We start from the raw sequence: 21,137 nt of genomic DNA, 5'->3' as shown, positions 1-21,137 counted from the left end.
CGGCCGCGGTTCTTGGCAATGTTGAGAGGTGCTCAGGCTTGACTACCCGATCATGACCGGCCGCCTGCTCCTGCGCCCGTTCCAGCCGAGCGACCTCGACGACTTCTACGCCTACCGCTCGCGACCGGACGTCTTCCGCTACCTCTACGGCGAGTCCGTCAGCCGCGAGGAGTGCGCGGAACTGCTGGACGAGCTCGTGGCCGACAACGAGCTCACCGCCGAGGGAGGACGCCTCGCGCTGGCCGTGCACCTGCCGGAAGCGGGCAGGGTGATCGGCAGCGCCGTGCTGAAGTGGCGCAGCGAGGCCCACAGGCAGGGCGAGATCGGCTACAGCCTCAACCCCGAGTTCCACGGCCGCGGCTACGCGACCGAGGCCGCGCGGAAGATGCTGGAGCTCGGCTTCGACGGCCTCGGCCTGCACCGGATCGTCGCCGAGTGCGACCCGCGCAACGTTCCGTCGTGGCGGCTGATGGAACGGCTGGGCATGAGACGCGAGGCCCACTTCCGGGAGCTGGAGATCTTCAAGGGCGAGTGGGGCGACCTCTTCGTGTACGCGATGCTTGCCGAGGAACATCGGAACCACTGAGGAGTGATCATGTCGCGCGTTGCGGCCATCGACTGCGGAACCAACTCGATCCGGTTGCTGATCGCCGACGTGACCAAGCGCGACGACGGCACCGCGTGGCTGCGGGACGTCCACCGCGAGATGAAGATCGTCCGGCTCGGGCAGGGCGTGGACGCGACCGGGCGGTTGCACCCCGACGCCATCGAGCGCACCCGGCAGGCCCTGCTCGACTACGCGCGCACGATGCAGCGCAAAGGCGTGGAGACCGCACGGATGGTCGCCACGAGTGCGACGCGTGACGCGAGCAACCGCGACGAGTTCTTCGGCATGACCGAGCAGATCCTCGGCGCGCCCGCGGAGGTGATCACCGGGGACGAGGAGGCGCGGCTGTCCTACCTCGGCGCGGTGGCCGATCTCGACCCGGACGAGGGACCCTTCCTCGTCACCGATCTGGGTGGTGGCAGCACCGAGTTCGTCCTCGGCACGGGCTCGGACGTCGAGGCCGCGAGGTCGATGGACATCGGCTGCGTGCGGCTGACGGAGCGGTTCATCAGGTCCGATCCGCCCGCCGCGGACGAAATCGCACAGGCGGAAGCGTTTGCGCGTGCGGCGGTCAAAGAAGCATTCGAAGTCGTTCCGGTGGAGAAGACGAAGACGTGGATCGGCGTCGCCGGCACCGTTACGACATTGTCAGCCCTGGTCCAGGGGCTGGAGGTGTACAACAGCGACGATATTCACCTCAGCCGCATCACACTTGACAATGTTCGTGAAATCACCGACCGTATCCTCTCCATGACGCATGATGAGCGTGCCTCGCTGGGACCCATGCACCCCGGTCGAGTGGATGTGATCTGCGGTGGAGCGGTGGTACTGCGTGCGATTGCCGACGAACTGGAGAATCGCGCGGGAATTCGCACGCTCGTGTGCAGCGAGCACGACATCCTCGACGGCATCGCGTTTTCGCTGGTCTAGCGCCGAATTAAGGTGCGCTTGAGGTGATCGTGACGACTTTGTGACCGATTTCAGTGCGCGTACTGCTGGACGCCCCGGTTAACGTCCTCTCACGTTTTGGGAGGTGGACGAGACCTCCCGGGGAGGCGCGCGCACGCAATATCTGCGGAGCGGCGCCGGGGAAAGGCGGGAGAGACTGATGTCGCGATCACGGGTTGCGTGGGTGGTACTTCCCACCGCGCTCGCCATGACGCTCAGCGCATGCGGCGGCGGTGGCGGAAGCACCAACGCCACCGATGGCAAGGACAACCCGGACGGCACGGTGTCCATCTACGGCACCGAGCCCAAGAGCACCTTGTTCCCGGCCAACACGACCGAGGCCGGCGGTGGCAAGGTCACCGACTCGCTGTTCTCGCGGCTGGTCGGCTACAAGACCGAAGACGGCGCGCCCTACAACTTGATGGCCGACTCGATCACGACCAGTGACGCGAAGGTCTACACGATCAAGATCAAGCAGGGCTGGAAGTTCCACGACGGCACCGAGGTCAAGGCGAAGAACTTCGTCGACGCCTGGAACTGGGCCGCGTACGCGCCGAACGCTCAGCAGGCGGCATCGTTCTTCGCCCCGATCCAGGGCTTCGAGGACGTCCACCCGGCCGACGAGAACGCCAAGCCGGCCAAGGACAAGATGTCCGGTCTCGAGCTGGTGGGCGACTACGAGTTCAAGGTCACCCTCAACGGCCCGACCTCGGTCTTCACGACGATGATCGGCTACACGCCGTTCTCGCCGATGGCCGACTCGTTCTTCGCGGACCCGAAGGCCGCCGAGGCCAAGCCGATCGGCAACGGCCCGCTCAAGTTCGTCTCCCGCACGCCGAACGCGCTGATCAAGATGGAGCGCTTCGACGACTACAAGGGCGAGGACAAGGTCCACTTCAAGACCCTTGACTACAAGATCTACTCCTCCCAGGAGACCGCGTACCAGGACCTGGTCGCGGGCAAGCTGGACTTCATGGAGGCCCTGCCCCCGTCGGCCAAGGTCGGCGAGAAGTACAAGGCCGACCTCGGTGACGCGGTCGTGAACGCCAACCTGCTCGGCCAGAGCGCGATCGCGTTCCCGCAGTACCTCCCCGAGTTCAAGAACGTCAAGCTGCGCCAGGCCGTCTCGATGGCCATCAACCGGGAGCAGATCACGAAGACCGTGCTGGCCGGCTCGTACGTGCCGTCCACCAGCTTCGTCTCGCCCGGCATCAAGGGCTACCGCCCCGACACCTGCGGCGAGTACTGCAAGTACAACCCGGAGAAGGCCAAGCAGCTGTTCAAGGAGTCGGGCTTCACCGGCACCAAGCTGACCATCCAGTCCAACCAGGACGGTGGCCGCAAGGAGCCGCTCGAGGCGGCGTGCAACAGCATCAAGCAGGCGCTGGGCATCGACTGCGAGTTCAACGGTGCCACCAACTTCGGTGCGTTCCGCCAGATCGTCGACGGCAAGCAGCTGACCGGCATGAGCCGTTCGGACTGGTCGGCCGACTACCCGTCGATCGAGAACTTCCTCAACCCGCTGTACCGCACCGGTGGTTCGTCGAACGACTCGAACTACTCGAACCCCGAGGTCGACGCCCTTCTGAAGAAGGCCGACGAGACGGCGAACGAGGACGAGGCGATCAAGATCTACCAGCAGGCGGAGGACCTGATCGCGAAGGACCTGCCCTCCATGCCGACCTGGAACGAGAAGGGCATCGGCGGCCGGTCCAAGAACCTGCTCGCCGCCAAGATGTCGTTCAAGCGTCAGGGCGCTCTGGAGTCGTTCCGCGTCAAGGCCTGATTGCCTAACACCTGAGTTCTGACCAACCGTCCGGCCCCGCGTCCCTCGAGCGTTACGGGCGCGGGGCCGGAGCGGTGTTCAGGACCTTGGGCGCCCCCCACCACGCAAGGAGCCGACCTCATGGGTCGCTATGTGCTGCGCCGTCTGCTGCAGCTGATACCGGTCTTCCTGGGGACCACTTTCCTGATCTACGCCCTGGTCTGGGCGATTCCGCAGGACCCCTTCGCGGGCAAGTGCGGCCAGCGGCCGTGTGATCCGGCCTACATCGCCGAGATGAGCCAGAAGCTCAACCTCAACGACCCGTTGGTGATCCAGTACCTCAAGTACCTGGGCAACCTGCTCGTCGGTGACTTCGGCACCACCTTCAACGGCGTCTCCGTCGGTGAGCAGATCGCGACCTCGTGGCCGATCACGCTCAAGATGGGCATCATCGCGCTGATCATCGAGGCCGTCATCGGCATCGTCGCCGGCGTCCTCACCGGTCTGCGCAAGCAGGGCTTCCTGGACAACCTGGTCCTGGTCTCGACCCTGTTCCTGATCTCGCTGCCGGTCTTCGTCACCGGTTTCGTGCTGCGGCTCTACCTCGGCCCGCAGGGCTTCGACCTGATGGACACCTCGGTCAGCTCCGATCCGACGTTCGGCGAGCTGATCCTGCCCGGCTTCGTGCTCGGCAGTCTCTCGATGGCCTACGTGGCCCGGCTGACCCGCACGAGCATCGTCGAGAACCGGCGCGCGGACTACGTGCGCACGGCCATCGCGAAGGGCCAGCCGCAGAGCCGCGTCGTCGGCATCCACCTGCTGCGCAACTCCCTGATCCCGGTGATCACGTTCCTCGGCACCGACCTCGGCAGCCTCATGGGCGGCGCGATCGTCACCGAGGGCGTCTTCAACATCAACGGCATCGGCGGCCTGATCTTCCGCGGCATCCAGGAGAAGGAAGGCATCATGGTCACGGGCATCGTGACCCTGCTGGTTCTCGTCTACCTGCTGATGAGCCTGATCGTCGACCTCCTGTACGCCGTTCTCGACCCGAGGATTCGCTATGAGTGACCCAGGATCCGTGTCCGGCGGAACCGGACTCGAGGCGTCCGCGGCGGCAGGTGTCGACCAGCTCAGCCACGTCGACGACTCGTCGCAGAAGCAGAAGAAGCCGCGCTCGCTCTGGAGCGACGCGTGGGGTGACCTGCGCACCAAGCCGACGTTCATCATCTCGCTGGTGATCATCGCGATCATCGTCCTGATGGCGATCTGGCCGACGCTGTTCACGTCGGTCGACCCGCGTGCCGCCGATCTCGACAAGTCGCTGCAGCCGCCTTCGGGCGACGCGTGGTTCGGCTACGACCTGCAGGGCTACGACGTCTACGCCCGTGCGATGCACGGCGCCCGCGCGTCGCTGCTCGTCGGCATCTTCGCGACGTTCCTGACCGTGCTGATCGGGTCTACCGTCGGCATCATCGCGGGCTACGCGAAGACGTGGATCGACAGCGTGCTGTCGCGCTTCAGCGACATCTTCGCCGGCATCCCGTTCGTGCTCGGTGCCATCGTCATCCTGACGACGCTCAACGCGCCGACGGAGAACCCCGGCGTGGTCCGGATCATCACGCAGGTGGTGCTCTCGATCGCCGTGCTGTCGTGGCCGGTGGCCATGCGCATCATGCGTTCCGCGACGCTCGTGGCGAAGCAGCAGGACTACGTGCGCGCCGCGCGCGGCCTCGGTGCCTCCCCGCTGCGGATCGTGTTCCGGCACCTGCTGCCGAACACCGTGGCGCCCGTGCTGGTGTACGCGACGATCGCCCTGGGTGCCTTCATCGGCGCCGAGGCGACGCTGGCGTTCCTCGGCATCGGCCTGCGTCCGCCGGTGGTGTCGTGGGGCGTGATGATCTCGGAGTCGCGCGACTACTTCCAGTCGGCTCCGCACATGCTGCTGTTCCCCGCAGGCTTCGTCACGATCACCGTGCTGGCCTTCGTCATGCTCGGTGACGCCGTGCGCGACGCCCTCGACCCCAAGTCCCGATAGGGGAATCCTGTGACTCAGCCATTGCTGGAGGTCGAGGATCTCCACGTGGAATTCCGCACCCGCGACGGTGTCGCGAAGGTGCTCAACGGAGTTTCGTACCACGTCTCGGCGGGCGAAACCCTCGCCGTGCTGGGCGAGTCCGGCTCCGGCAAGTCCGTGACCGCCCAGACGATCATGGGCATCCTGGACATGCCGCCCGCGTTCATCACCAACGGTTCGATCAAGTTCCGCGGTGAGGACCTGCTGTCCCAGTCGGCGGAAGAGCGCCGGCAGGTGCGTGGCGAGGGCATCGCCATGATCTTCCAGGACGCCCTCTCGGCGCTCAACCCCGTGTTCACCATCGGGTTCCAGATCGAGGAGCAGCTCAAGGTCCGCCGCGGGATGTCCAAAGCGGACGCCCGCAAGCGCGCGATCGAGCTCCTGGACCAGGTGAAGATCCCGAACGCCAAGGGTCGCGTCTCGGACTACCCGCACCAGTTCTCCGGCGGCATGCGGCAGCGCGCGATGATCGCGATGTCGCTGGCTCTCGACCCGGAGCTGCTGATCGCGGACGAGCCCACGACCGCGCTGGACGTCACCGTGCAGGCCCAGATCATGGACCTGCTGGCGGAGATCCAGAAGGAACGCGACATGGGCATGATCCTGATCACCCACGACCTCGGCGTCGTCGCCGACGTCGCGGACCGGATCTCGGTCATGTACGCGGGCCGCATCGTCGAGCACGCCGACGTCTACGAGCTGTTCCGCGCGCCGGGGCACCCGTACACCGAGTCGCTGCTCGAGTCCCTGCCCCGCGTGGACCTGCGCGGCCAGGAGCTCAAGACGATCAAGGGCCTGCCGCCGTCGCTGACCAACATCCCGCCCGGCTGCCCGTTCAACCCGCGCTGCCCGCGCGCGTTCGACCGGTGCGTCACCGAGGTGCCCGCTGTGCACAACCTCGGCATGGGCCGCACCAGCCGGTGCCACATCGCGGAGGAGGTGGTCGCTCGTGGCTGAGCCGATCCTCGAGGTCGAGAACCTCGTCAAGCACTTCCCGGTCCGCGTCGGCGTGCTGTTCAAGCGCACCGTGGGCCACGTCAAGGCCGTCGACGGCGTCTCGTTCTCGCTGAACAAGGGCGAGACCCTGGGCGTCGTGGGCGAGTCGGGTTGCGGCAAGTCCACGCTGGCCCAGGTGCTGATGCGCCTGGAACCGCCGACGTCGGGCATGGCGCGCTTCGAGGGCCGCGACATGTTCGCGATGAAGGGCGCGGAGCTGCGCAAGCTGCGCCGCGACATCCAGATCGTGCTGCAGGACCCGTACACGTCGCTGAACCCGCGCATGACGGTCGGCGACATCGTCGGTGAGCCCTACGAGATCCACACCGAGGTCGCGCCCAAGGGCGACCGGCAGCGCAAGGTCCAGGAGCTGCTGGAGATCGTCGGCCTGAACCCGGAGCACATCAACCGGTACCCGCACCAGTTCTCCGGCGGTCAGCGCCAGCGCATCGGCATCGCCCGCGCGCTCGCGCTCAAGCCCAAGGTGATCGTGTGCGACGAGCCGGTGTCCGCTCTGGACGTCTCGATCCAGGCGCAGGTCATGAACCTGCTGGGCGACCTGCAGTCCGAGATGGGACTGTCGTACGTCTTCATCGCGCACGACCTGTCGGTGGTCCGCCACCTGTCGGACCGCGTCGCGGTGATGTACCTCGGCAAGATCGTGGAGATCGGCACCGAGGACGAGATCTACGAGCGCCCGATGCACCCGTACACGCAGGCGCTGCTGTCCGCCGTGCCGGTGCCGGACCCGACCCAGCGCGGCCGGCGCGACGTCATCCGCCTGACGGGTGACGTGCCTTCGCCGATCGACCCGCCGTCGGGCTGCCGGTTCCGCACGCGGTGCTGGAAGGCGCAGGACATCTGCGCGACCGAGGTTCCCGAGCTCGTGGTGCGCAACGACGGTCACCCCGCCGCGTGCCACTTCGCGGAGGAGCGCGCGGTCGTCTGATCGCAGTCAGCTAGCTGGTTGAGGGGTCGTGCCTGCGGGTGCGGCCCCTCAACTCGTCGAAGGCCCTGGTCCCCGAGACCCGGCCGAGGAACTCCTTGATCGCCAGCGCGCACTCGTGCGGGCTGTGCGTGCTCGTGTCGACCTCGAAGTCGTAGAGCCCGTGCTGGTGGACGCTCCGCAGCTGCGCGGCGGCCTGCCCCGGCACCCGGTCACCCCGAGCCCGTTCGCGCCTCTCCAGCTCGTCCGGAGGGCAGTGCACGCCCACGAAGAGCACGTCCAGGCCGTCGAGCGCCTCCAGGCAGTCCTGGAGGCGCCACGGCTCGCTCAGGACGTGGTCCACCACGACGTCGTTGCCGGCTCGCGCCATGCCCGCCACCGCCCGGTGGAAGCCCGCCCTGGTGCGGCGCAGGACCTCGGCCTGCGCGGGGCCGTCGAGCTCCAGCGTCCGCTCGACGGCGCGCATGGCGCCGAAGGCGTCGGCGGCCAGGTGGAAGTACGGGGCGTCCAGCACCCGCAACAGCTGCTCGGCGATGCTCGACTTGCCGGAGCTGGACGTCCCGTTGAGAAAGATGATCACCGGCTGAGGTCCGTGAGCGACACGCCCGGAGCGACCTCGCGCGTGCCGGTCTCCACGAACCCGCGTTTGCGGTACAGCGCGAGCGCGGGCTCGTTCCCGGTGCCGGTGCTGACGACCTGAGGCCCGTCCGGCAGCGCGTCGAGAAGCTTCGACGCGATGCCGCGGCGGTGTGCCCGCGGGTGCACGACGAGCCGGCAGATGTCCACAGTGGATCCGTCGAGCCGGTAGGACACCGCGCCGACGAGACCTTCCTCGTCGTAGAGGCCGAGGAAGGTCTCGTCGCAGGCGCGGAGCTCGTCGAGCGACTCGTGCAGCGGCGGGATGCCGTCGAAGCCGATGAGCTCGGCCTCGACGGCGTACGCCAGCCGCTGCACCGTCCAGAGCTCGTTCAGGACGGTGTCGTCGGACAGGTCGAGGATCACGTGTTGGACGAGTTCCGGACGAACGCCGCCAGGTCCTCGGACTGCTGGATCCTGCTGGGCTCGTGGACGTACATCATGTGGCCGGCCGGGTAGTAGGCCGACTCGATGTTGCCCGTGAGCTCCTTCGGGATCTGCAGGTGCGCGATGAGGTGCTCGGCGGCGAAGTACGGCGTGGCGCCGTCGTACCAGCCGAACGCGACGTGGACCTTCAGGTGCGGGTTCGCCCGCATCGCCGCCGAGAGCTTGCCCGCCGTCGTGACGTGGCGGCCCTCGAACTCCTTGTACGACCACTGCTCGATGACCCTCGCGAGCACCTCGTACGGCAGGTCGCTCGAGTAGCCGAGCTCGGCGTGCACGTAGTGGTTGAGCACCGCCGAGTACGGGCCGAGGATCGCGTCGATGGACGGGTCCGCGGAGATGCCCTCGCGGCCGTAGTCGGTGTCCCAGCCGGTGAAGCGGGCGTCGATGCGGCCGACGGTCTTGCGGTCGCGGCGGAGCAGTTCGGTGAAGAACCGGATGTGCTCGATGCGCAGGTCGACCGCGTCCACGTACTCCTCGGACAGGCCGGTGAGCCGGGCGAGCTTCTCGATCGTCGCGGCGCGCTCGACGTCGGTGAGCCGGTTGCCGCGGGCGAGGGCGTAGGGGTAGTCGCGGACCGCGAACTCCTCGGCCTCGGCGAGCACCTCCTTGAGCGGGCGGTCGCCGTGCAGGCCGTGGTAGTTGGCGATGGCCGCGTACGTCGGCAGGAAGAGCGTGTAGGCGAGGTCGTGGCCCTCGTTGAACTCCAGCGTCGCGAAGTCCAGCACCGAGGAGATCAGCATGAGCCCGTTGAGGTACATGCCGTACTTCTTCTGAAGGTGCTCGGCCAGACCAGCCGCGCGGAGCGTGCCGTACGACTCGCCGCAGAGGAACTTCGGCGACATCCAGCGGCCGTTGCGCGACGTCCAGAGCCGGATGATCTCGGCGATGGACTCGATGTCGGGCTGGTAGCCGTGGTAGTTGCCGGGCTTCTCGCCCTCCGCGGCCCGGGAGTACCCGGTCGACACCGGGTCGATGAACACCAGGTCGCTCTCGGCGAGCAGGCTCTCCTCGTTGTCCGCGATGCCGTACGGCGGGGCGGTGAGGTCGCCGACGTCGCCGCTGAGGACCCGGCGCGGCCCGAGGAGCCCCATGTGCAGCCACACGCTCGCGGAGCCCGGTCCGCCGTTGAACGCGAACGTCACGGGCCGCTTCAGCGGGTCCGCGCCGTCGAGCGTGTAGGTGGTCACGAACACCTCGGCCTTGGGCTTGTGGCCCTCGAACACGCCGTCCTTGAGCACTTCTTCCTTGAGCACGATCCGCCCGGTGGTGGCGGTGTAGTTCAGCTCGCGGCCCTTGACGGTGATGCTGTGCTGGGTGGTGACCAGATCATCAGCGGGAGACGCGGGCTTCTCTTCGGTCTTCTCCTCGGACATGGGAGCAACACTACGGAACTCGACGATCGAATAACGGCCTGCCGAGCGTGCCCGCGCCTGGTCGCGTGGCGCGAGACCGCGGCGTCGGTGAAGCGCGCGGCGTTCAAGGATTGGGACTACTGGGGCAAACCCGTCCCCGGCTTCGGCCCGATGGACGCCTCGCTGCTCATCGTGGGCCTCGCACCCGCCGCGCACGGCGGCAACCGGACGGGACGGATGTTCACAGGCGACGCCTCGGGCGACTTCCTCTACCGGGCGCTGTACGAGGTGGGCCTCGCCTCGCAGCCCACCGCGTGGTCCCGGGACGACGGCATGGAGCTGTACGGGGTGCGCATGGCCTCGCCCGTACGGTGCGCGCCGCCGGAGAACAAGCCGACCGCCGAGGAACGGGACAGGTGCTCGCCGTTCCTGCGCGAGGAGATCTCGCTGATGCCGAACCTGCGGTCCGTGGTGGTGCTCGGCGGGTTCGGGTGGAAGGCGTTCCTGCCGTTGCTCGGGCCCGAGCGGCCGAAGTTCGGGCACGGGGTGGAAGTCGAGCTGGGCGGGCTGCGGGTGTTCGGGTGCTATCACGTGTCGCCGCACAACACCTACACCGGCAGGCTGACCCAGGAGATGCTGCAGAACGTGCTGAAACGGGCCTCTGCCTAGGATGCGCGTCATGGGGGACGAAGTCGTCGAAGGCGAAGGCTGGAGCCTGGTGCGCCGGGCCGAACAGGCGCCTCGACCTGTGGGCTTGGCGTGGTTCGGCTCGTACTTGAGCATGAAGAACGTCTACGGGTCGGCGGACGGCGGCCCGTACACCTGCCCGTGCTGCGGCCACCTGACCCTGACCACGCGTGCCAACTGCGAGATCTGCCGCGAGTGCGGCTGGGAGGACGACGGCCAGGACGACCACGACAGCTCTGTCGTCCGCGGCGGCCCGAACGGCCCCGTCAGCCTCGACGACGAGCGTGCCGCCTACGTCGCGGATGGCGGCGTTCGCGGTGAGCACGTGCCTCCCGGTCCGGCCGTCTGATCTGCCTGGGAGGCGCCGCGTGCAGTTCTGGGTCGAAGACAGCTACGGCATGCAGGCGCCGCTCACCGACGACGCCCTCCGCGAGGCCGAGGCGTTGCTGGGCGTGCGGCTGCCCGAGGCGCTGCTGGAGCTGCTGCGCGTGCAGAACGGCGGCAGCGTCGTGGACGAGCGGTCCGCGTTCCCGACGAGCGAGCCGACCTCGTGGGCGCCGGACCACGCGCCGTTCGACAGCCTGATGGGCATCGGGAGGGCCGAGCGCACGACGTCGTTGCTCGACACGCCCTACCTGGTCGAGGAGTGGGGGCTGCCGTCGCCCGTCGTGCTGCTGACCGGGGACGGCCACTGGTGGATCGCCCTGGACTACCGCGAGTGCGGTCCGGCCGGTGAGCCGTCGGTCGTGTGGCTCGACGCCGACGACGAGTGGGAGCTCCCGCTGGCCCCCGACCTCCGGACGTTCCTCGACGGCCTGGTGCCCGCCGAGTCGTTCGACTAGCGAGTTGGCCGAAGGATCGTCCGAACCTCGTGGACGCGTGCGAGGCTGACCGCCATGAAGTGGTGGCGCGCGGGGGTGGCGGTGGCGGCGTTGCTGATCGTCGTCGTCGCGGCCGGCGGCACGTCGCCGGTCACGTTCGTCAACCGCCTGGACGACCGCCCGCCGCCGCAGGACAGCCCGCCGCGGATGGACGTCCCGCTGCCGAGCGAGCTGCCGGAGGTGTTCGCGATACCGCTCACCGCGTACCTGGTGGTGCTCGCCGGACTCGTCCTGTTCGGACTGGTCGGGATCGTCGTGGCGTTCGAGCTGCCCCGCCTGCGCCGTCGCCGAGGTGTGCGCGGTGTGGAGGTCGAGGGCGGCGAGATCGGGGAGTCCGCGGTCGTGAAGCGCGTCGAGAAGGCGTTGCAGGAGTTCACCGAACACCCGAACCGGCCGCCGCGCGACGCCGTGATCGCCGCCTGGCTCGCGCTCGAAGCCGCCGAGGAACGCCTGCCGCACCAGACGCCCACCGAGTTCACCGAGGAGCTCGGCGTGGACGCCGTGGTGCTCAAGGACCTCTACCAGCGCGCGCGGTTCGGGCACGAGGACGTGACGGCCGCGCAGGCCGAACAGGCGCAGCGAGAGTTGAGCCGCATCGTCCGGGAGCTCGCATGAAGACCGCGCTCGCACTGGTCGTCGGGGCGATCATCGGCGTCGTGATCTGGTGGCTCGGCGCCTCACCGGCGTGGGCCGCGGCGCTGGCCGTGCCGCCCACCGCGTTCGGCGTGCTGGTCACCAGGCTGCCGCGCGCCACCGACATCGTCTGGAGCTCGGCACCTCCGCCGCCCGGTTCGATCAGCACCGCGATCGCCGGCACGCTCGCGAGCAGGCTCGCCGAGGCGGCGGAGGACCCGAGGCGCTACCGGGAACGGTTCCGCGCCCGGCTCGCACGACTGGGGGTCGAGGCGTCCGAGATGCCGGATCCGAAGCAGCTCGCGGAAAGGCTCAGGAGGGTCGAGTGACCATAACGCTGGAGGCCAAGGCCGTCCTGGACGAGATCGGCCGGGTCGTCGTCGGGCGCACCCGCACGCTGAGGCTCGCGCTCGCGGCCGTGCTGGCGGGCGGGCACGTGCTGCTGGAGGACGTGCCGGGCCTGGGCAAGACGCTGATCGCGCGGTCGCTCGCGCAGGCTTTGAGCCTCGACTTCCGGCGCCTGCAGTGCACGCCCGACCTGCTGCCCGCGGACGTCACCGGGTCGTTCCTCTACGACCCCGGCAGCCGCGAGTTCGAGTTCCACCAGGGGCCGGTGTTCGCCGGGCTGCTGCTCGCCGACGAGATCAACCGCACGCCGCCGAAGACCCAGTCCGCGCTGCTGGAGGCCATGCAGGAGCGGCAGGTGACGGTCGAGGGGCGCACGTTCCCGTTGCCCAGGCCGTTCCACGTGCTCGCGACCTCGAACCCCGTCGAGTACGAGGGCACCTACCCGTTGCCCGAGGCGCAGCTCGACCGGTTCCTGGTGCGGCTCGACATCGGGTACCCGCCGCCGGAGGAGGAGGTCGAGGTCCTGCGCCGCCGGCTCGCGCGGCAGCGGGAGGAGGCCGAGGTGGCACCGGTGCTCGCCCCCGGCAGGCTCGCCGAGCTGCAGGCCGAGCTCGAACGGACCACAGTGGACGACGATCTCCTGCGGTACTGCGTCGACCTGGCGGTCGCCACGCGCAAGCACTCCTCGGTCGAGGTGGGCGCGTCGCCCCGCGGCGCGCAGGGACTGGTGCTCGTCGCCCGCGCGCTCGCCACTTCGGAGGGTCGCGCGTACGTGACCCCGGAGGACGTCAAGGAGTGCGCTGTCGCCGTGCTGGCGCACCGGCTCGTGATGAAGCCCGAGACGTGGACGTCCGGCGTGAACGGGGTGCAGGTCGTCACCGACCTGCTCGGCAAGGTTCCGGGCCCGCCCAGCTCATGAGCAGAGCGGACAAGATCAGGGAGGCGTTCGCCCAGTCGCACGGCGCGCACTGGCACCCGACGGACGCGTACTCGCGCGCCGTCTGGCTGGGCGTCGGGCTCGTCGTCGGCGGGATGTTCCTGCACCACGTCGAACTGGTGCTGTTCGGCGTGCCGCTGGTCCTGTCCGTGCTGCTCACCCACAAACCGCGTGGTACGCCGACGGTCGACGTCCGTCCCGTGCCGCGCGGGGCCGGCCTGGGCGTCGTGCACACCGTCGCGCACCTCGACGGCGCGGACGCGGAGATCGCGGTGGTCAAGCTGCCGGGCGGCGCTCGGGCGGTGCCGGCGCACTCGCCCGACCTGCCGGTCGAGATCAGGCGCGACGCCTGGGGTCCCGGTGTCGACCTGCGGCTGGACCACCTGTTCGCCGGACCGGACGGCATGCACGTCTACGGGCCGATCGTCGGGGTCGAGCACGTCCGCACGATCCTGCCGCCGGTCGAGCACCACCCGTCCGGTCCGCTCCCGCCCCGGCCGTCCGGGCTGGTGGGCATCCACCGCTCGCCCCGCGCCGGCGACTCGACCGAACTGCGCGACATCAGGGCGTTCCAGCCGGGCGACAGGCTCAAGCGCATCGACTGGCGCGTCACGACCCGCACCGGCACCGTGCACGTCCGCGAGCGGCACGCCGAGGCCGACGCCGAGATCGTGCTGGCCCTGGACACGCGCGCGGACGTCGGCGCGGACGTGGCGGACTGGGCCTCTCCCCACCAGGGCGCGACGACGCGGCCCGGCGGCAGTCTGGACCGGGCGGTGCGGCAGGCGGCGTCGATGGCCGCGGGCTACCTGCGGCAGGGCGACAGGGTGGCGTTGATGGACCTGTCGCGGCCGCAGCTCAACGTGCGTTCCGGTGTCGGGCGGCGACACCTGATGCGCATCCGCACGCAGCTCGTCGTGTGCGTGCAGGCCGCCGGGTGGTCGTCGCGGGTCGCGTTGCGCAAGCTGCCGCACGGGAGCGTGGTCGTGCTGCTGTCGCCGTTCCTCGACGACGACGTCGCGGAGCTGGCCGTGCAGACGCGCAAGCACGGGCACGTCGTGCTGGCGATCAACACGCTGCCGATGCCGCTGGTGCCCGACGCGGAGACGCCGTGGGGCGAAGTCGCGGCCGAGATGATCGCCGCGGAGCACCGGCTGCGGCTGCGGCGCATGGCCGAGCACGGGGTGGCGGTGACGCGCGAGTGCTGATGCGTCTGGCGATCGTGCTCGCGGCGTTGCCCGTGGCGCTGGTCCTGCACCTCGAGTCCTCGACGATCGCGCCGCTGCTGATCGTCGTCGTGCTGACGGCGCTCACCGCGCTGATGCCGGGAAGCGCCGGGCCCGCGTTGCTGATCGGCTACGCGGCGCTGGCGACGGCGTTCGCCGACGGGCACCCGTTGCGGCTCGGCGTGCTGATCATGATTCCGGCGCTGCACCTCATTCACGTGACGTCCGCGCTCGCGGCGGTCGTTCCGGTGAAAACGAAAATCGAGCCCGCTGCGCTGAAAGCACCAGCACGCCGGTTCGCCATTGTCCAAGCGATCACATTTGTCGTCACGGCCTTCGCCGCGGTCGTCCCGTCAGGTGCCGGCATCGGGCTCGTGGAGGTGCTCGGACTGGGCGCTCTGACGGTCGTCATCGGGGTCGTCGCGCTGAGGATCTGAATCGACTCTCTCAGGCAGAACGCCTCGACTTACGGTGGAGGCGCAGGTCAGCCCCGATCGTGTCCCGCATCACCCGGCGACGGTAGTCACAACGGCCCCTCCGGACGCGCGAAAATGGGGGTTCTGGTGCGACCATGTGTGTATGGCTGCTGTGAAGTCGCACCCCACTCGGATTGTCATTGTCGGCGGTGGGTACGTCGGGATGTACACGGCTCTCGGACTGCAGAAGAAACTGCGCTCCGGTGAGGCGTCCGTGACGGTAATCGACCCGCAGCCGCACATGACCTACCAGCCCTTCCTGCCTGAGGCGGCGGCCGGCTCGATCGAGCCGCGCCACGTCGTCGCTCCACTGCGCAAGGTGCTCAAGCGCTGCCACGTCGTCACCGGCCGCGTCACCAAGATCGAGCACTCGCGCAAGATCGTGACCGCCGAGCTGTCGGACGGTCACGTCGAGGAGATCGAGTACGACGTGCTCGTCTCCGCGCTGGGTGCGATCTCACGCACGCTTCCGATCCCCGGCCTGGCCGAGGTCGGCATCGGCATGAAGACGATCGGCGAGGCGATCTACGTCCGCAACCACGTGCTGTCGCGCCTGGACCAGGCAGCGAGCACGAACAACGCGGACCTGCGCAAGAAGCTGCTCAGCTTCGTCGTCATCGGTGGTGGCTTCGCGGGCATCGAGACGCTCGCCGAGCTCGAGGACATGACGCGGTATGCGCTTCGGTACTACGAGGGCATCAAGCCCGAAGAGATGAACTGGGTCCTGGTCGAGGCCGCCGGGCGGATCATGCCCGAGGTGTCCGCCAAGCTCGGCGCGTGGACCGTCGAGGCGCTGGAGAAGCGCGGCATGAAGATCTACCTCGACACCCGCGTGAAGTCCCTCGAGGGCGGCCACGTCATCCTCGACGACGGCACCGAGTTCGACTCGGACACGATCATCTGGACCGCCGGCATGAAGGCGAACCCGGTGCTGCGCAACACGGACCTCCCGCTCGACGAGCGCGGTCGCGTCCGCTGCACCGCCGCCATGCAGGTCCAGGGCCTCGAAGGCGTGTGGGCCGCCGGTGACTGCTCCGCGGTGCCGGACCTCTCGCGCACCGAGGAGGACCCGACGGCGACGTGCGTGCCGAACGCGCAGCACGCCATCCGTCAGTCGAAGCTGCTGTCGAAGAACATCGTCGCGTCGCTGCGCGGCCAGCAGCCGAAGGACTACTTCCACAAGTACCTCGGCTCGGTCGCGGGCCTCGGCCTCTACAAGGGCGTCGCCGACGTGTTCGGCCTGCGCTTCAAGGGCCTGCCCGCGTGGTTCATGCACCGCAGCTACCACGTGGCGTTCATGCCGACCGTGAACCGCAAGCTCCGCGTGCTGATGGACTGGACGCAGGCGCTGTTCTACGGCCGCGAGATCGTGGCCCTGGGCCAGATCAACGACCCGAAGTCGGACTTCGACCGCGCAGTGCAAAGCTGACCTTCACTGTCTGTAAGTGACGTCGTGCCCCGGACGATCTTCTCGTTCGGGGCACTCGTCTGACCTCAGGGCGGAACTTGAGCGCCCAATCGGAGTAAGCTCCGAGGGTCGCCTTGACATTGCGTTACGTGTTTCGGAGACTACGGCTGGTGCATCACCTGAATGCGTGATTCGCCATGTGGGGAAAGAGGTGATCCCGATGTCTCTCGAGGAGCTGGCCGCACAGCTTCGTCGCGGCGAGATCGAGGACCCCGCGTTGGCGCAGTACGCCGCAGAGTACGCGCAGGCGGGGCAAGTTTTCCGCAGCAAGAAGGACGATTGAGCAGGTCGGCTGACGGGCGGGTGCCAGGTGCCCCGTCCGAGGCTGCCAGACCCCTTCTGCTCCAGGGTCAGGAATACCTCTTCCGCTCACCGCCCAAGTGCCTGGACTTCCAGGAACAGGTCCACCGCCTCGGCATGGTCGACGAGGGCGACGGCAATCCCGAACCCTGCGTGCTCGTGCTGGCCCGCGCCGCCGACATGGAGATGAACGAGCTCTCCATCGCCCTGGCCGAACGCGGCATCCGGATGGCGAGGATCGACGCCGACCGCTGCGTGGACATCCCGCTCTCGGTCTACACCGACCAGCCGTTGATCGAGCTGGACCGCTGGCTCCTGCGCCCCCTGCTGGTGTGGCGCCGCCACTTCGAGCTCTCCGCGGTCCCCGTGGAACCAGGAACCCTCGCCGGCGCCTACGCGGTCGACCAATGGGCCTCAGTGGCCAACTGGCTGTCCTCACGCTCCGACTGGGCTCATGTGAACCCGTCGCGCTTCTCGACGCACCTGGACCGCCTGACGCAGCTTTCCGACGCGTCCGCGTTCGGCTTGCGCGTACCGCGCACGGCCGTGACAACCCGTCCAGGCCGCACGCGCCCAGGCGGCGGCGCCTGCATCGTCAAAACGGCGGGCAGGCACCTCCTGGAACCACGCCCAGGCGTGCAACACGGCCTGTTCCCGCGCCCGCTGGAAACCTCCCGCGCCTCCGACGCCCCCGAACCGGCACCGGTGATCGTCCAGGAGTACGTGCCGTCCGAGACCGAGCTCCGAGTGTTCGTCGTGGGCGAGCAGTGCCTGGCCTACCAGGTCGACAAGCTGGACCCGGCCCAACTCTGGGTGGATCCCGACGCGGTCCGCGTCACGCCCACCACGGTCCCCGCGTCCCTCTCGGACAAACTCCTGGCGCTGGCCCGGCACTGGCGCGTCCAGGTGGCGGCGTTCGACCTGCTCGTGACCGGCGGTGGTGACCACGTGTTCCTGGAGATCAACGTCAACTGCGACTGGCGCTGGTTCGAGCACAGGGCAGGCGACAACAGCGTCTCCACGGCCGTGCACGACTGGGTCGCGCTGCGCTTCAAGGAACTGCTCGGCGCCGGAAGGGCACGCTGATGTTCGGGTCCGTTCGACGCTTAGCCGGATGCTCGCTCTAGTCCAATTCACTGGGCCGCTCGGGCGAGAAACGACCATCCGCTCACACAAGCCGACGATCAACGCCTAGGCTCACCGCGCCCCCGTAGCCCAATCGGTAGAGGCAGGTCCCTTAAAAGGATCACAGTACGGGTTCGAATCCCGTCGGGGGCACCAACTAGATCCGCATAAGGATCAGGTGCCTGATCAGGCGTGTCACCCTTCGCGGCCACCGCTTCGGCGATCCGTTCGGCGGTATCCGCTACCTCCGAAAGATGCGCGGAGGGGAGCCGGAGAGTAATCAGAAGTTGATCATGATCATCGTTCAGGCGGACGCCGAGTTGGGTGACCTTGAACAGGCGTCGTAGCAGCAGGTCAGGAGCCTTGCTCAGGTTCATGACCAGGCGCGGAAGCGCATCGAGCAGTGCGATGTCCTCGGTTTTCGGGCCGATTGGCACTGGTGTACCAATCACTGTGTCCTTCGTCACGAGCGACCGCCGCTGCTCGTCCAGTTCGTTGTAGGTCTGCCGCAGTCCACGGCTGAACGCGTCGTCGCCGTCCTGCGCCTGACGGAGGATCGCCGCCTGCCGCCGTTCGATGTCGGCAAGAGCTCGTTCAACCCGCTCGGCTTCAGCGCGCCGCTGCTGGGTCTCGCGATCGTCGACGGCCGCTAGATCGGCTTCGAGCAGCGCACGACGCTCCGGACCGAACACACGATCCGTGAAGAAGGCCGTAACGCCGTCCATGATCGCGTCCTCGCGGACGTAGACCACCTCGGCATGGTCGGAGTACCTGTCAGGCCGCCCGCGGTTGTTACTGCGCGCCGAGCACATGTAGTAGACGCGCTGGTTGCGGAAGCTGCCGTACATCCGCCGGCCGCACGCGTCGAACACCATGCCGCGCAGCAGGTATGTACGTGTGGCGGTGGAGTGCACGCTCGCGTCGTCGTCGCGCGAGCCTTGTCGGGCCTTCCTCGTCGCGGCCATCTCGTCGAACATCCACTTCGGAATCAGTGGCTCGTGGACCGGCTCAGGCGACCACACCCAGAGGACGGGCGAGTTGACCTTCCCGCGCTTCGACCGCGTAGCGCGCCGGTTGAACACCTGGAAGCCGGTGTACTTCGGGTTCCTCAAGAGGTCGCAGACGCTGGACTTGCTCCAAGCGCCTCGGGCACGCGCCTTGCTGGGTGGCTGAGGCGGCGGGTACTTGGTCAGGTCGGCGTTGAGCAGGTCGGCGATCGTGCCGTAGCCAAGCCCCTGGTGGTAGCGCCACATCGCGATCTGAGTGACGGTCTCGGCCTTGATGCCGTCCGGTTCCAGCCGCGTCTTGGTCTGCCCCTTGGCAGCCTTTGTGGGGTTGAGATGCCGGTACGTCTTGGCCTTGTAGCCGTACGGCGGTTTGCCGATGTTCCAACCCTCGCGGACATGCGTGCACAACCCGCCCCACGACTGCTCCAGCGTGTTGAGCACCTCGTACTCGGCCACCGACTGGTTGATCCGCCGCTGCAGGATCCGTTGCGCCCTGCTGCCGGTCAGCGTGATCGGCTCGTTGGAGGCGAACAGTGGGACTTCGACCCGTTCCAACTCCCGTTCGATTGAGAGTCCTTCGTACGTGCGCCGAGCCACGCGCGAGACGCTCTCGCAGATCACGACATCGAACCTGCGACCCTTGTGCGCCGACTCGTCGAGCAGGTCGGTGACACCGCCATCGCGAGCGATCGGGATGTCGTAGCGCTCGTAGTTCTCGCCGCGCCCACGTTGGTCCAACTCCATGCGGCCGGATTCGACGTCGTAGAAATGCGCCACGATCACCCACGACTCTGGGATGGACGCCTTGCAGTTGCCGAGCTGCCGCAGCATGGACTGCCGCGGATCCTGCTGGTCATCGGTGGACGTGCGCCCCAGAAACGCCACGCGAACTTCGTTGCGCAGCAATGCAACCGGCATGCCGAGTGGAGAGACCGCGTAGTCCGACAGACCGGATGGTCCAGACGGCACGGTGTGCGTTCGCGGTTGGCTCATCAGGCAGCCTCCTGATCATCGACCTGTTCGGCGTGCTGGGTGGCAGCCCAGTCGAGGAGGTCTCTGATCACGGCGGCCAGTTCGCCGCGCAGACGATCGCCTTCGGCGCCGCTGACATAACGCACGTGGCCGGAGAAATCCCAGCTCTTCGTGCGGTTTCCTATCCGATTGTAGTGCCACTCATTGTGTTCAGAACCGTTGTCACGCAAGGGTTTTGTGTCACCAACGGGTGGTTTCTGAGGCAGTGGAACAATGTTCATTCCCATCGCCTCTCGTCTCCCGTGACCTGTCCGGTCATGGTGGTGTCGTGGGGATCCCATGCCGCTTCGCTGAACGGGAGCCCAGCGGGGGGATACGTGCTGTGCGATGCGCGGGCCGCGTTGCGGCAGCTCCGCCAGCCGCCGCCGTTCCTGAACCTGGTCTTGGAAGGACCACACTGCCCAGATCGGCCCAGCAGGCCCATCAGGATGGCCGTGATCACGAGACGCGGTCGCGATGACGAAACCGGGCTTCTCATAGCCGAGCTGTTGTCGCATCGCCGAGCGAAGGTTCCGTTCTCGCAGCGATGAGTGAACCGAGAACAGCAGAACGCCGAACACGTCGGTGCCGAAACGGCTGTAGTCACCGAGCTTGCTCACCACCTTGGACAGCGGTTCGGTACCGGTGTCGTGTTCCAGGAAGAACCGCACCCGGCGTCCCTGCTCGTCCCAACAGCCGTAAGCATCGGGCCTGAGCTTGATGTCCCCGTGCCAGAAAAACTCGGTGCACGCCTTCTCCGGCCACCATTGGGTGAGGGCGGCATCCGGGCGAGTACGGGCATACGCCGCCAGCCCACAGAAGAAGTCGTTGACGCCGAGCTGATGCGACAGCTTCGGCCACAATCCCAGTCGCTCCAGCCGGTCCGCGTACGCACTGGCCACCGGCGGCTTCTCCCCGCGCTGTGCAGCGACCACCCGCGCACCGCGGTAACCGAGTGCATACCGCGTCTGACTCGTGCCGCCGGTGCTGTACGAGTCGCGGAACGCGAACACCACGCCCAGCTCACGCAGCTGTCGCAGACGATCCTGAGCACGTCGTATCGACGAGAACTCGATAGCCGCGATCTGGTTGGTGGTGAGCACCTTGTGCTCGTGCAGGAGGGCGAGTATCCGTCGATCCCGCTCGACGAGCCGGAACCACAGGGCCGCATCCGGCTCGCCGACTCGGCCGCCTCGCCGTCCACGAATGTGGGGAGTTCCTTTGCTGTCACTCCTCAGTCGGCTTTTGGGCTGCTCTCCTCGAT

Annotated in this window: 22 protein-coding genes, 1 tRNA gene and 1 pseudogene; 19 read left to right on the top strand and 5 right to left on the bottom strand. The window is 67.9% G+C overall.

The annotated features are described in order from the left end of the window. Positions 1-28: 28 nt before the first annotated feature. From ORI60_RS39710 to ORI60_RS39680, 7 genes are all read left to right on the top strand, one after another. The gene (locus tag ORI60_RS39710; protein WP_266043163.1) at positions 29-586 is read left to right on the top strand and encodes a GNAT family N-acetyltransferase; all 558 of its coding nucleotides are present in this window, start codon (positions 29-31) and stop codon (positions 584-586) included. Positions 587-595: 9 nt separating this feature from the next. Continuing rightward, positions 596-1,537: a Ppx/GppA phosphatase family protein gene (locus ORI60_RS39705; protein WP_266043162.1), complete on the top strand. Its 942-nt coding sequence runs from the start codon at positions 596-598 to the stop codon at positions 1,535-1,537. Between the two features lie 226 nt (positions 1,538-1,763). Beyond that, on the top strand, positions 1,764-3,341 hold the full coding sequence (locus tag ORI60_RS39700) for a peptide ABC transporter substrate-binding protein (protein WP_266043161.1): 1,578 nt from the start codon (positions 1,764-1,766) through the stop codon (positions 3,339-3,341). Between the two features lie 120 nt (positions 3,342-3,461). Continuing rightward, positions 3,462-4,391 (top strand): ABC transporter permease, encoded by a 930-nt coding sequence (locus ORI60_RS39695; RefSeq protein ID WP_266043160.1) that lies wholly within the window; start codon positions 3,462-3,464, stop codon positions 4,389-4,391. Then, positions 4,384-5,358: an ABC transporter permease gene (locus ORI60_RS39690; protein WP_266043159.1), complete on the top strand. Its 975-nt coding sequence runs from the start codon at positions 4,384-4,386 to the stop codon at positions 5,356-5,358. Before ORI60_RS39695 ends, ORI60_RS39690 begins: the two co-directional genes overlap by 8 nt. Before the next feature lie 9 nt (positions 5,359-5,367). After that, the gene (locus ORI60_RS39685; protein ID WP_266043158.1) at positions 5,368-6,354 is read left to right on the top strand and encodes an ABC transporter ATP-binding protein; all 987 of its coding nucleotides are present in this window, start codon (positions 5,368-5,370) and stop codon (positions 6,352-6,354) included. Beyond that, the gene (locus ORI60_RS39680; RefSeq protein ID WP_266043157.1) at positions 6,347-7,342 is read left to right on the top strand and encodes an ABC transporter ATP-binding protein; all 996 of its coding nucleotides are present in this window, start codon (positions 6,347-6,349) and stop codon (positions 7,340-7,342) included. Before ORI60_RS39685 ends, ORI60_RS39680 begins: the two co-directional genes overlap by 8 nt. Positions 7,343-7,352: 10 nt before the next feature. On the opposite strand, the gene ORI60_RS39675 is transcribed toward ORI60_RS39680, so the two are convergent. Genes ORI60_RS39675 through ORI60_RS39665 form a run of 3 tightly spaced genes read right to left on the bottom strand, consistent with a single transcriptional unit; the run spans position 7,353 to position 9,795 of the window. Then, positions 7,353-7,919, bottom strand: coding sequence for a chloramphenicol phosphotransferase CPT family protein (locus tag ORI60_RS39675; RefSeq protein ID WP_266043156.1), 567 nt, complete (start codon positions 7,917-7,919; stop codon positions 7,353-7,355). After that, complete coding sequence (locus ORI60_RS39670; protein ID WP_266043155.1) at positions 7,916-8,341, bottom strand: GNAT family N-acetyltransferase; 426 nt, start codon at positions 8,339-8,341, stop codon at positions 7,916-7,918. Before ORI60_RS39670 ends, ORI60_RS39675 begins: the two co-directional genes overlap by 4 nt. Continuing rightward, positions 8,338-9,795, bottom strand: a complete 1,458-nt coding sequence (locus ORI60_RS39665; RefSeq protein ID WP_266043154.1) for a S10 family peptidase — start codon at positions 9,793-9,795, stop codon at positions 8,338-8,340. The genes ORI60_RS39670 and ORI60_RS39665 overlap by 4 nt, the downstream gene beginning before the upstream one ends. 30 nt (positions 9,796-9,825) lie before the next feature. On the opposite strand from ORI60_RS39665, the gene ORI60_RS39660 reads away from it, so the two are divergent. The 12 genes from ORI60_RS39660 to ORI60_RS39605 all read left to right on the top strand — a co-directional run bounded on the left by ORI60_RS39660 (position 9,826) and on the right by ORI60_RS39605 (position 18,011). Continuing rightward, a complete protein-coding gene (locus tag ORI60_RS39660; RefSeq protein ID WP_266043166.1) occupies positions 9,826-10,443 on the top strand; it encodes a uracil-DNA glycosylase in 618 nt (205 codons plus the stop codon). A 10-nt stretch (positions 10,444-10,453) separates the two neighbouring features. Next, positions 10,454-10,810 carry a CPCC family cysteine-rich protein gene (locus ORI60_RS39655; RefSeq protein ID WP_266043153.1) on the top strand — a complete coding sequence of 119 codons (357 nt, stop codon included), beginning with the start codon at positions 10,454-10,456 and terminating at the stop codon, positions 10,808-10,810. A 19-nt stretch (positions 10,811-10,829) separates the two neighbouring features. Beyond that, positions 10,830-11,303, top strand: coding sequence for an SMI1/KNR4 family protein (locus tag ORI60_RS39650; protein ID WP_266043152.1), 474 nt, complete (start codon positions 10,830-10,832; stop codon positions 11,301-11,303). Between the two features lie 54 nt (positions 11,304-11,357). After that, positions 11,358-11,957 carry a DUF4129 domain-containing protein gene (locus tag ORI60_RS39645; protein WP_266043151.1) on the top strand — a complete coding sequence of 200 codons (600 nt, stop codon included), beginning with the start codon at positions 11,358-11,360 and terminating at the stop codon, positions 11,955-11,957. Further along, complete coding sequence (locus ORI60_RS39640) at positions 11,954-12,304, top strand: hypothetical protein (protein WP_266043150.1); 351 nt, start codon at positions 11,954-11,956, stop codon at positions 12,302-12,304. Before ORI60_RS39645 ends, ORI60_RS39640 begins: the two co-directional genes overlap by 4 nt. Then, on the top strand, positions 12,301-13,242 hold the full coding sequence (locus ORI60_RS39635) for an AAA family ATPase (protein WP_266043149.1): 942 nt from the start codon (positions 12,301-12,303) through the stop codon (positions 13,240-13,242). Before ORI60_RS39640 ends, ORI60_RS39635 begins: the two co-directional genes overlap by 4 nt. After that, entirely contained in the window at positions 13,239-14,468 is a 1,230-nt protein-coding gene (locus ORI60_RS39630; protein ID WP_266043148.1) for a DUF58 domain-containing protein, read from the top strand. Before ORI60_RS39635 ends, ORI60_RS39630 begins: the two co-directional genes overlap by 4 nt. Further along, positions 14,462-14,923: a hypothetical protein gene (locus tag ORI60_RS39625; protein WP_266043147.1), complete on the top strand. Its 462-nt coding sequence runs from the start codon at positions 14,462-14,464 to the stop codon at positions 14,921-14,923. The genes ORI60_RS39630 and ORI60_RS39625 overlap by 7 nt, the downstream gene beginning before the upstream one ends. Positions 14,924-15,065: 142 nt before the next feature. Further along, a complete protein-coding gene (locus ORI60_RS39620; protein WP_266043146.1) occupies positions 15,066-16,391 on the top strand; it encodes an NAD(P)/FAD-dependent oxidoreductase in 1,326 nt (441 codons plus the stop codon). A 199-nt stretch (positions 16,392-16,590) separates the two neighbouring features. Beyond that, complete coding sequence (locus ORI60_RS39615; RefSeq protein ID WP_256238980.1) at positions 16,591-16,713, top strand: hypothetical protein; 123 nt, start codon at positions 16,591-16,593, stop codon at positions 16,711-16,713. Further along, on the top strand, positions 16,710-17,816 hold the full coding sequence (locus ORI60_RS39610; protein WP_266043145.1) for an ATP-grasp domain-containing protein: 1,107 nt from the start codon (positions 16,710-16,712) through the stop codon (positions 17,814-17,816). The genes ORI60_RS39615 and ORI60_RS39610 overlap by 4 nt, the downstream gene beginning before the upstream one ends. 118 nt (positions 17,817-17,934) lie before the next feature. After that, positions 17,935-18,011, top strand: a tRNA-Leu gene (locus ORI60_RS39605). 848 nt (positions 18,012-18,859) lie between these two features. Here ORI60_RS39605 and ORI60_RS44810 read toward each other — a convergent pair. Together ORI60_RS44810 and ORI60_RS39595 are read right to left on the bottom strand one after the other, a co-directional pair. Next, positions 18,860-19,606: pseudogene (locus ORI60_RS44810) on the bottom strand (recombinase family protein); the annotation flags it as partial. Between the two features lie 248 nt (positions 19,607-19,854). Then, positions 19,855-20,976, bottom strand: a complete 1,122-nt coding sequence (locus ORI60_RS39595) for a replication-relaxation family protein (protein WP_266043143.1) — start codon at positions 20,974-20,976, stop codon at positions 19,855-19,857. Between the last annotated feature and the right edge of the window lie 161 nt (positions 20,977-21,137).

Source organism: Lentzea sp. NEAU-D7 (genome assembly GCF_026242055.1).
Classification (GTDB): Bacteria; Actinomycetota; Actinomycetes; order Mycobacteriales; family Pseudonocardiaceae; genus Lentzea.
This window is presented reverse-complemented; position numbering and strand designations above follow the sequence as displayed.

What these genes read in the sequence shown, in the direction of transcription:
- ORI60_RS39630 (WP_266043148.1), top strand. Translation starts at nt 13,239, where the DNA reads ATGAGCAGAGCGGACAAGATCAGGGAGGCGTTCGCCCAGTCGCACGGC.
- ORI60_RS39690 (WP_266043159.1), top strand. Translation starts at nt 4,384, where the DNA reads ATGAGTGACCCAGGATCCGTGTCCGGCGGAACCGGACTCGAGGCGTCC.
- ORI60_RS39645 (WP_266043151.1), top strand. Translation starts at nt 11,358, where the DNA reads ATGAAGTGGTGGCGCGCGGGGGTGGCGGTGGCGGCGTTGCTGATCGTC.
- ORI60_RS39640 (WP_266043150.1), top strand. Translation starts at nt 11,954, where the DNA reads ATGAAGACCGCGCTCGCACTGGTCGTCGGGGCGATCATCGGCGTCGTG.
- ORI60_RS39615 (WP_256238980.1), top strand. Translation starts at nt 16,591, where the DNA reads ATGTCTCTCGAGGAGCTGGCCGCACAGCTTCGTCGCGGCGAGATCGAG.
- ORI60_RS39700 (WP_266043161.1), top strand. Translation starts at nt 1,764, where the DNA reads ATGACGCTCAGCGCATGCGGCGGCGGTGGCGGAAGCACCAACGCCACC.
- ORI60_RS39665 (WP_266043154.1), bottom strand. Translation starts at nt 9,795, where the DNA reads ATGTCCGAGGAGAAGACCGAAGAGAAGCCCGCGTCTCCCGCTGATGAT.
- ORI60_RS39620 (WP_266043146.1), top strand. Translation starts at nt 15,066, where the DNA reads ATGGCTGCTGTGAAGTCGCACCCCACTCGGATTGTCATTGTCGGCGGT.
- ORI60_RS39705 (WP_266043162.1), top strand. Translation starts at nt 596, where the DNA reads ATGTCGCGCGTTGCGGCCATCGACTGCGGAACCAACTCGATCCGGTTG.
- ORI60_RS39655 (WP_266043153.1), top strand. Translation starts at nt 10,454, where the DNA reads ATGGGGGACGAAGTCGTCGAAGGCGAAGGCTGGAGCCTGGTGCGCCGG.
- ORI60_RS39695 (WP_266043160.1), top strand. Translation starts at nt 3,462, where the DNA reads ATGGGTCGCTATGTGCTGCGCCGTCTGCTGCAGCTGATACCGGTCTTC.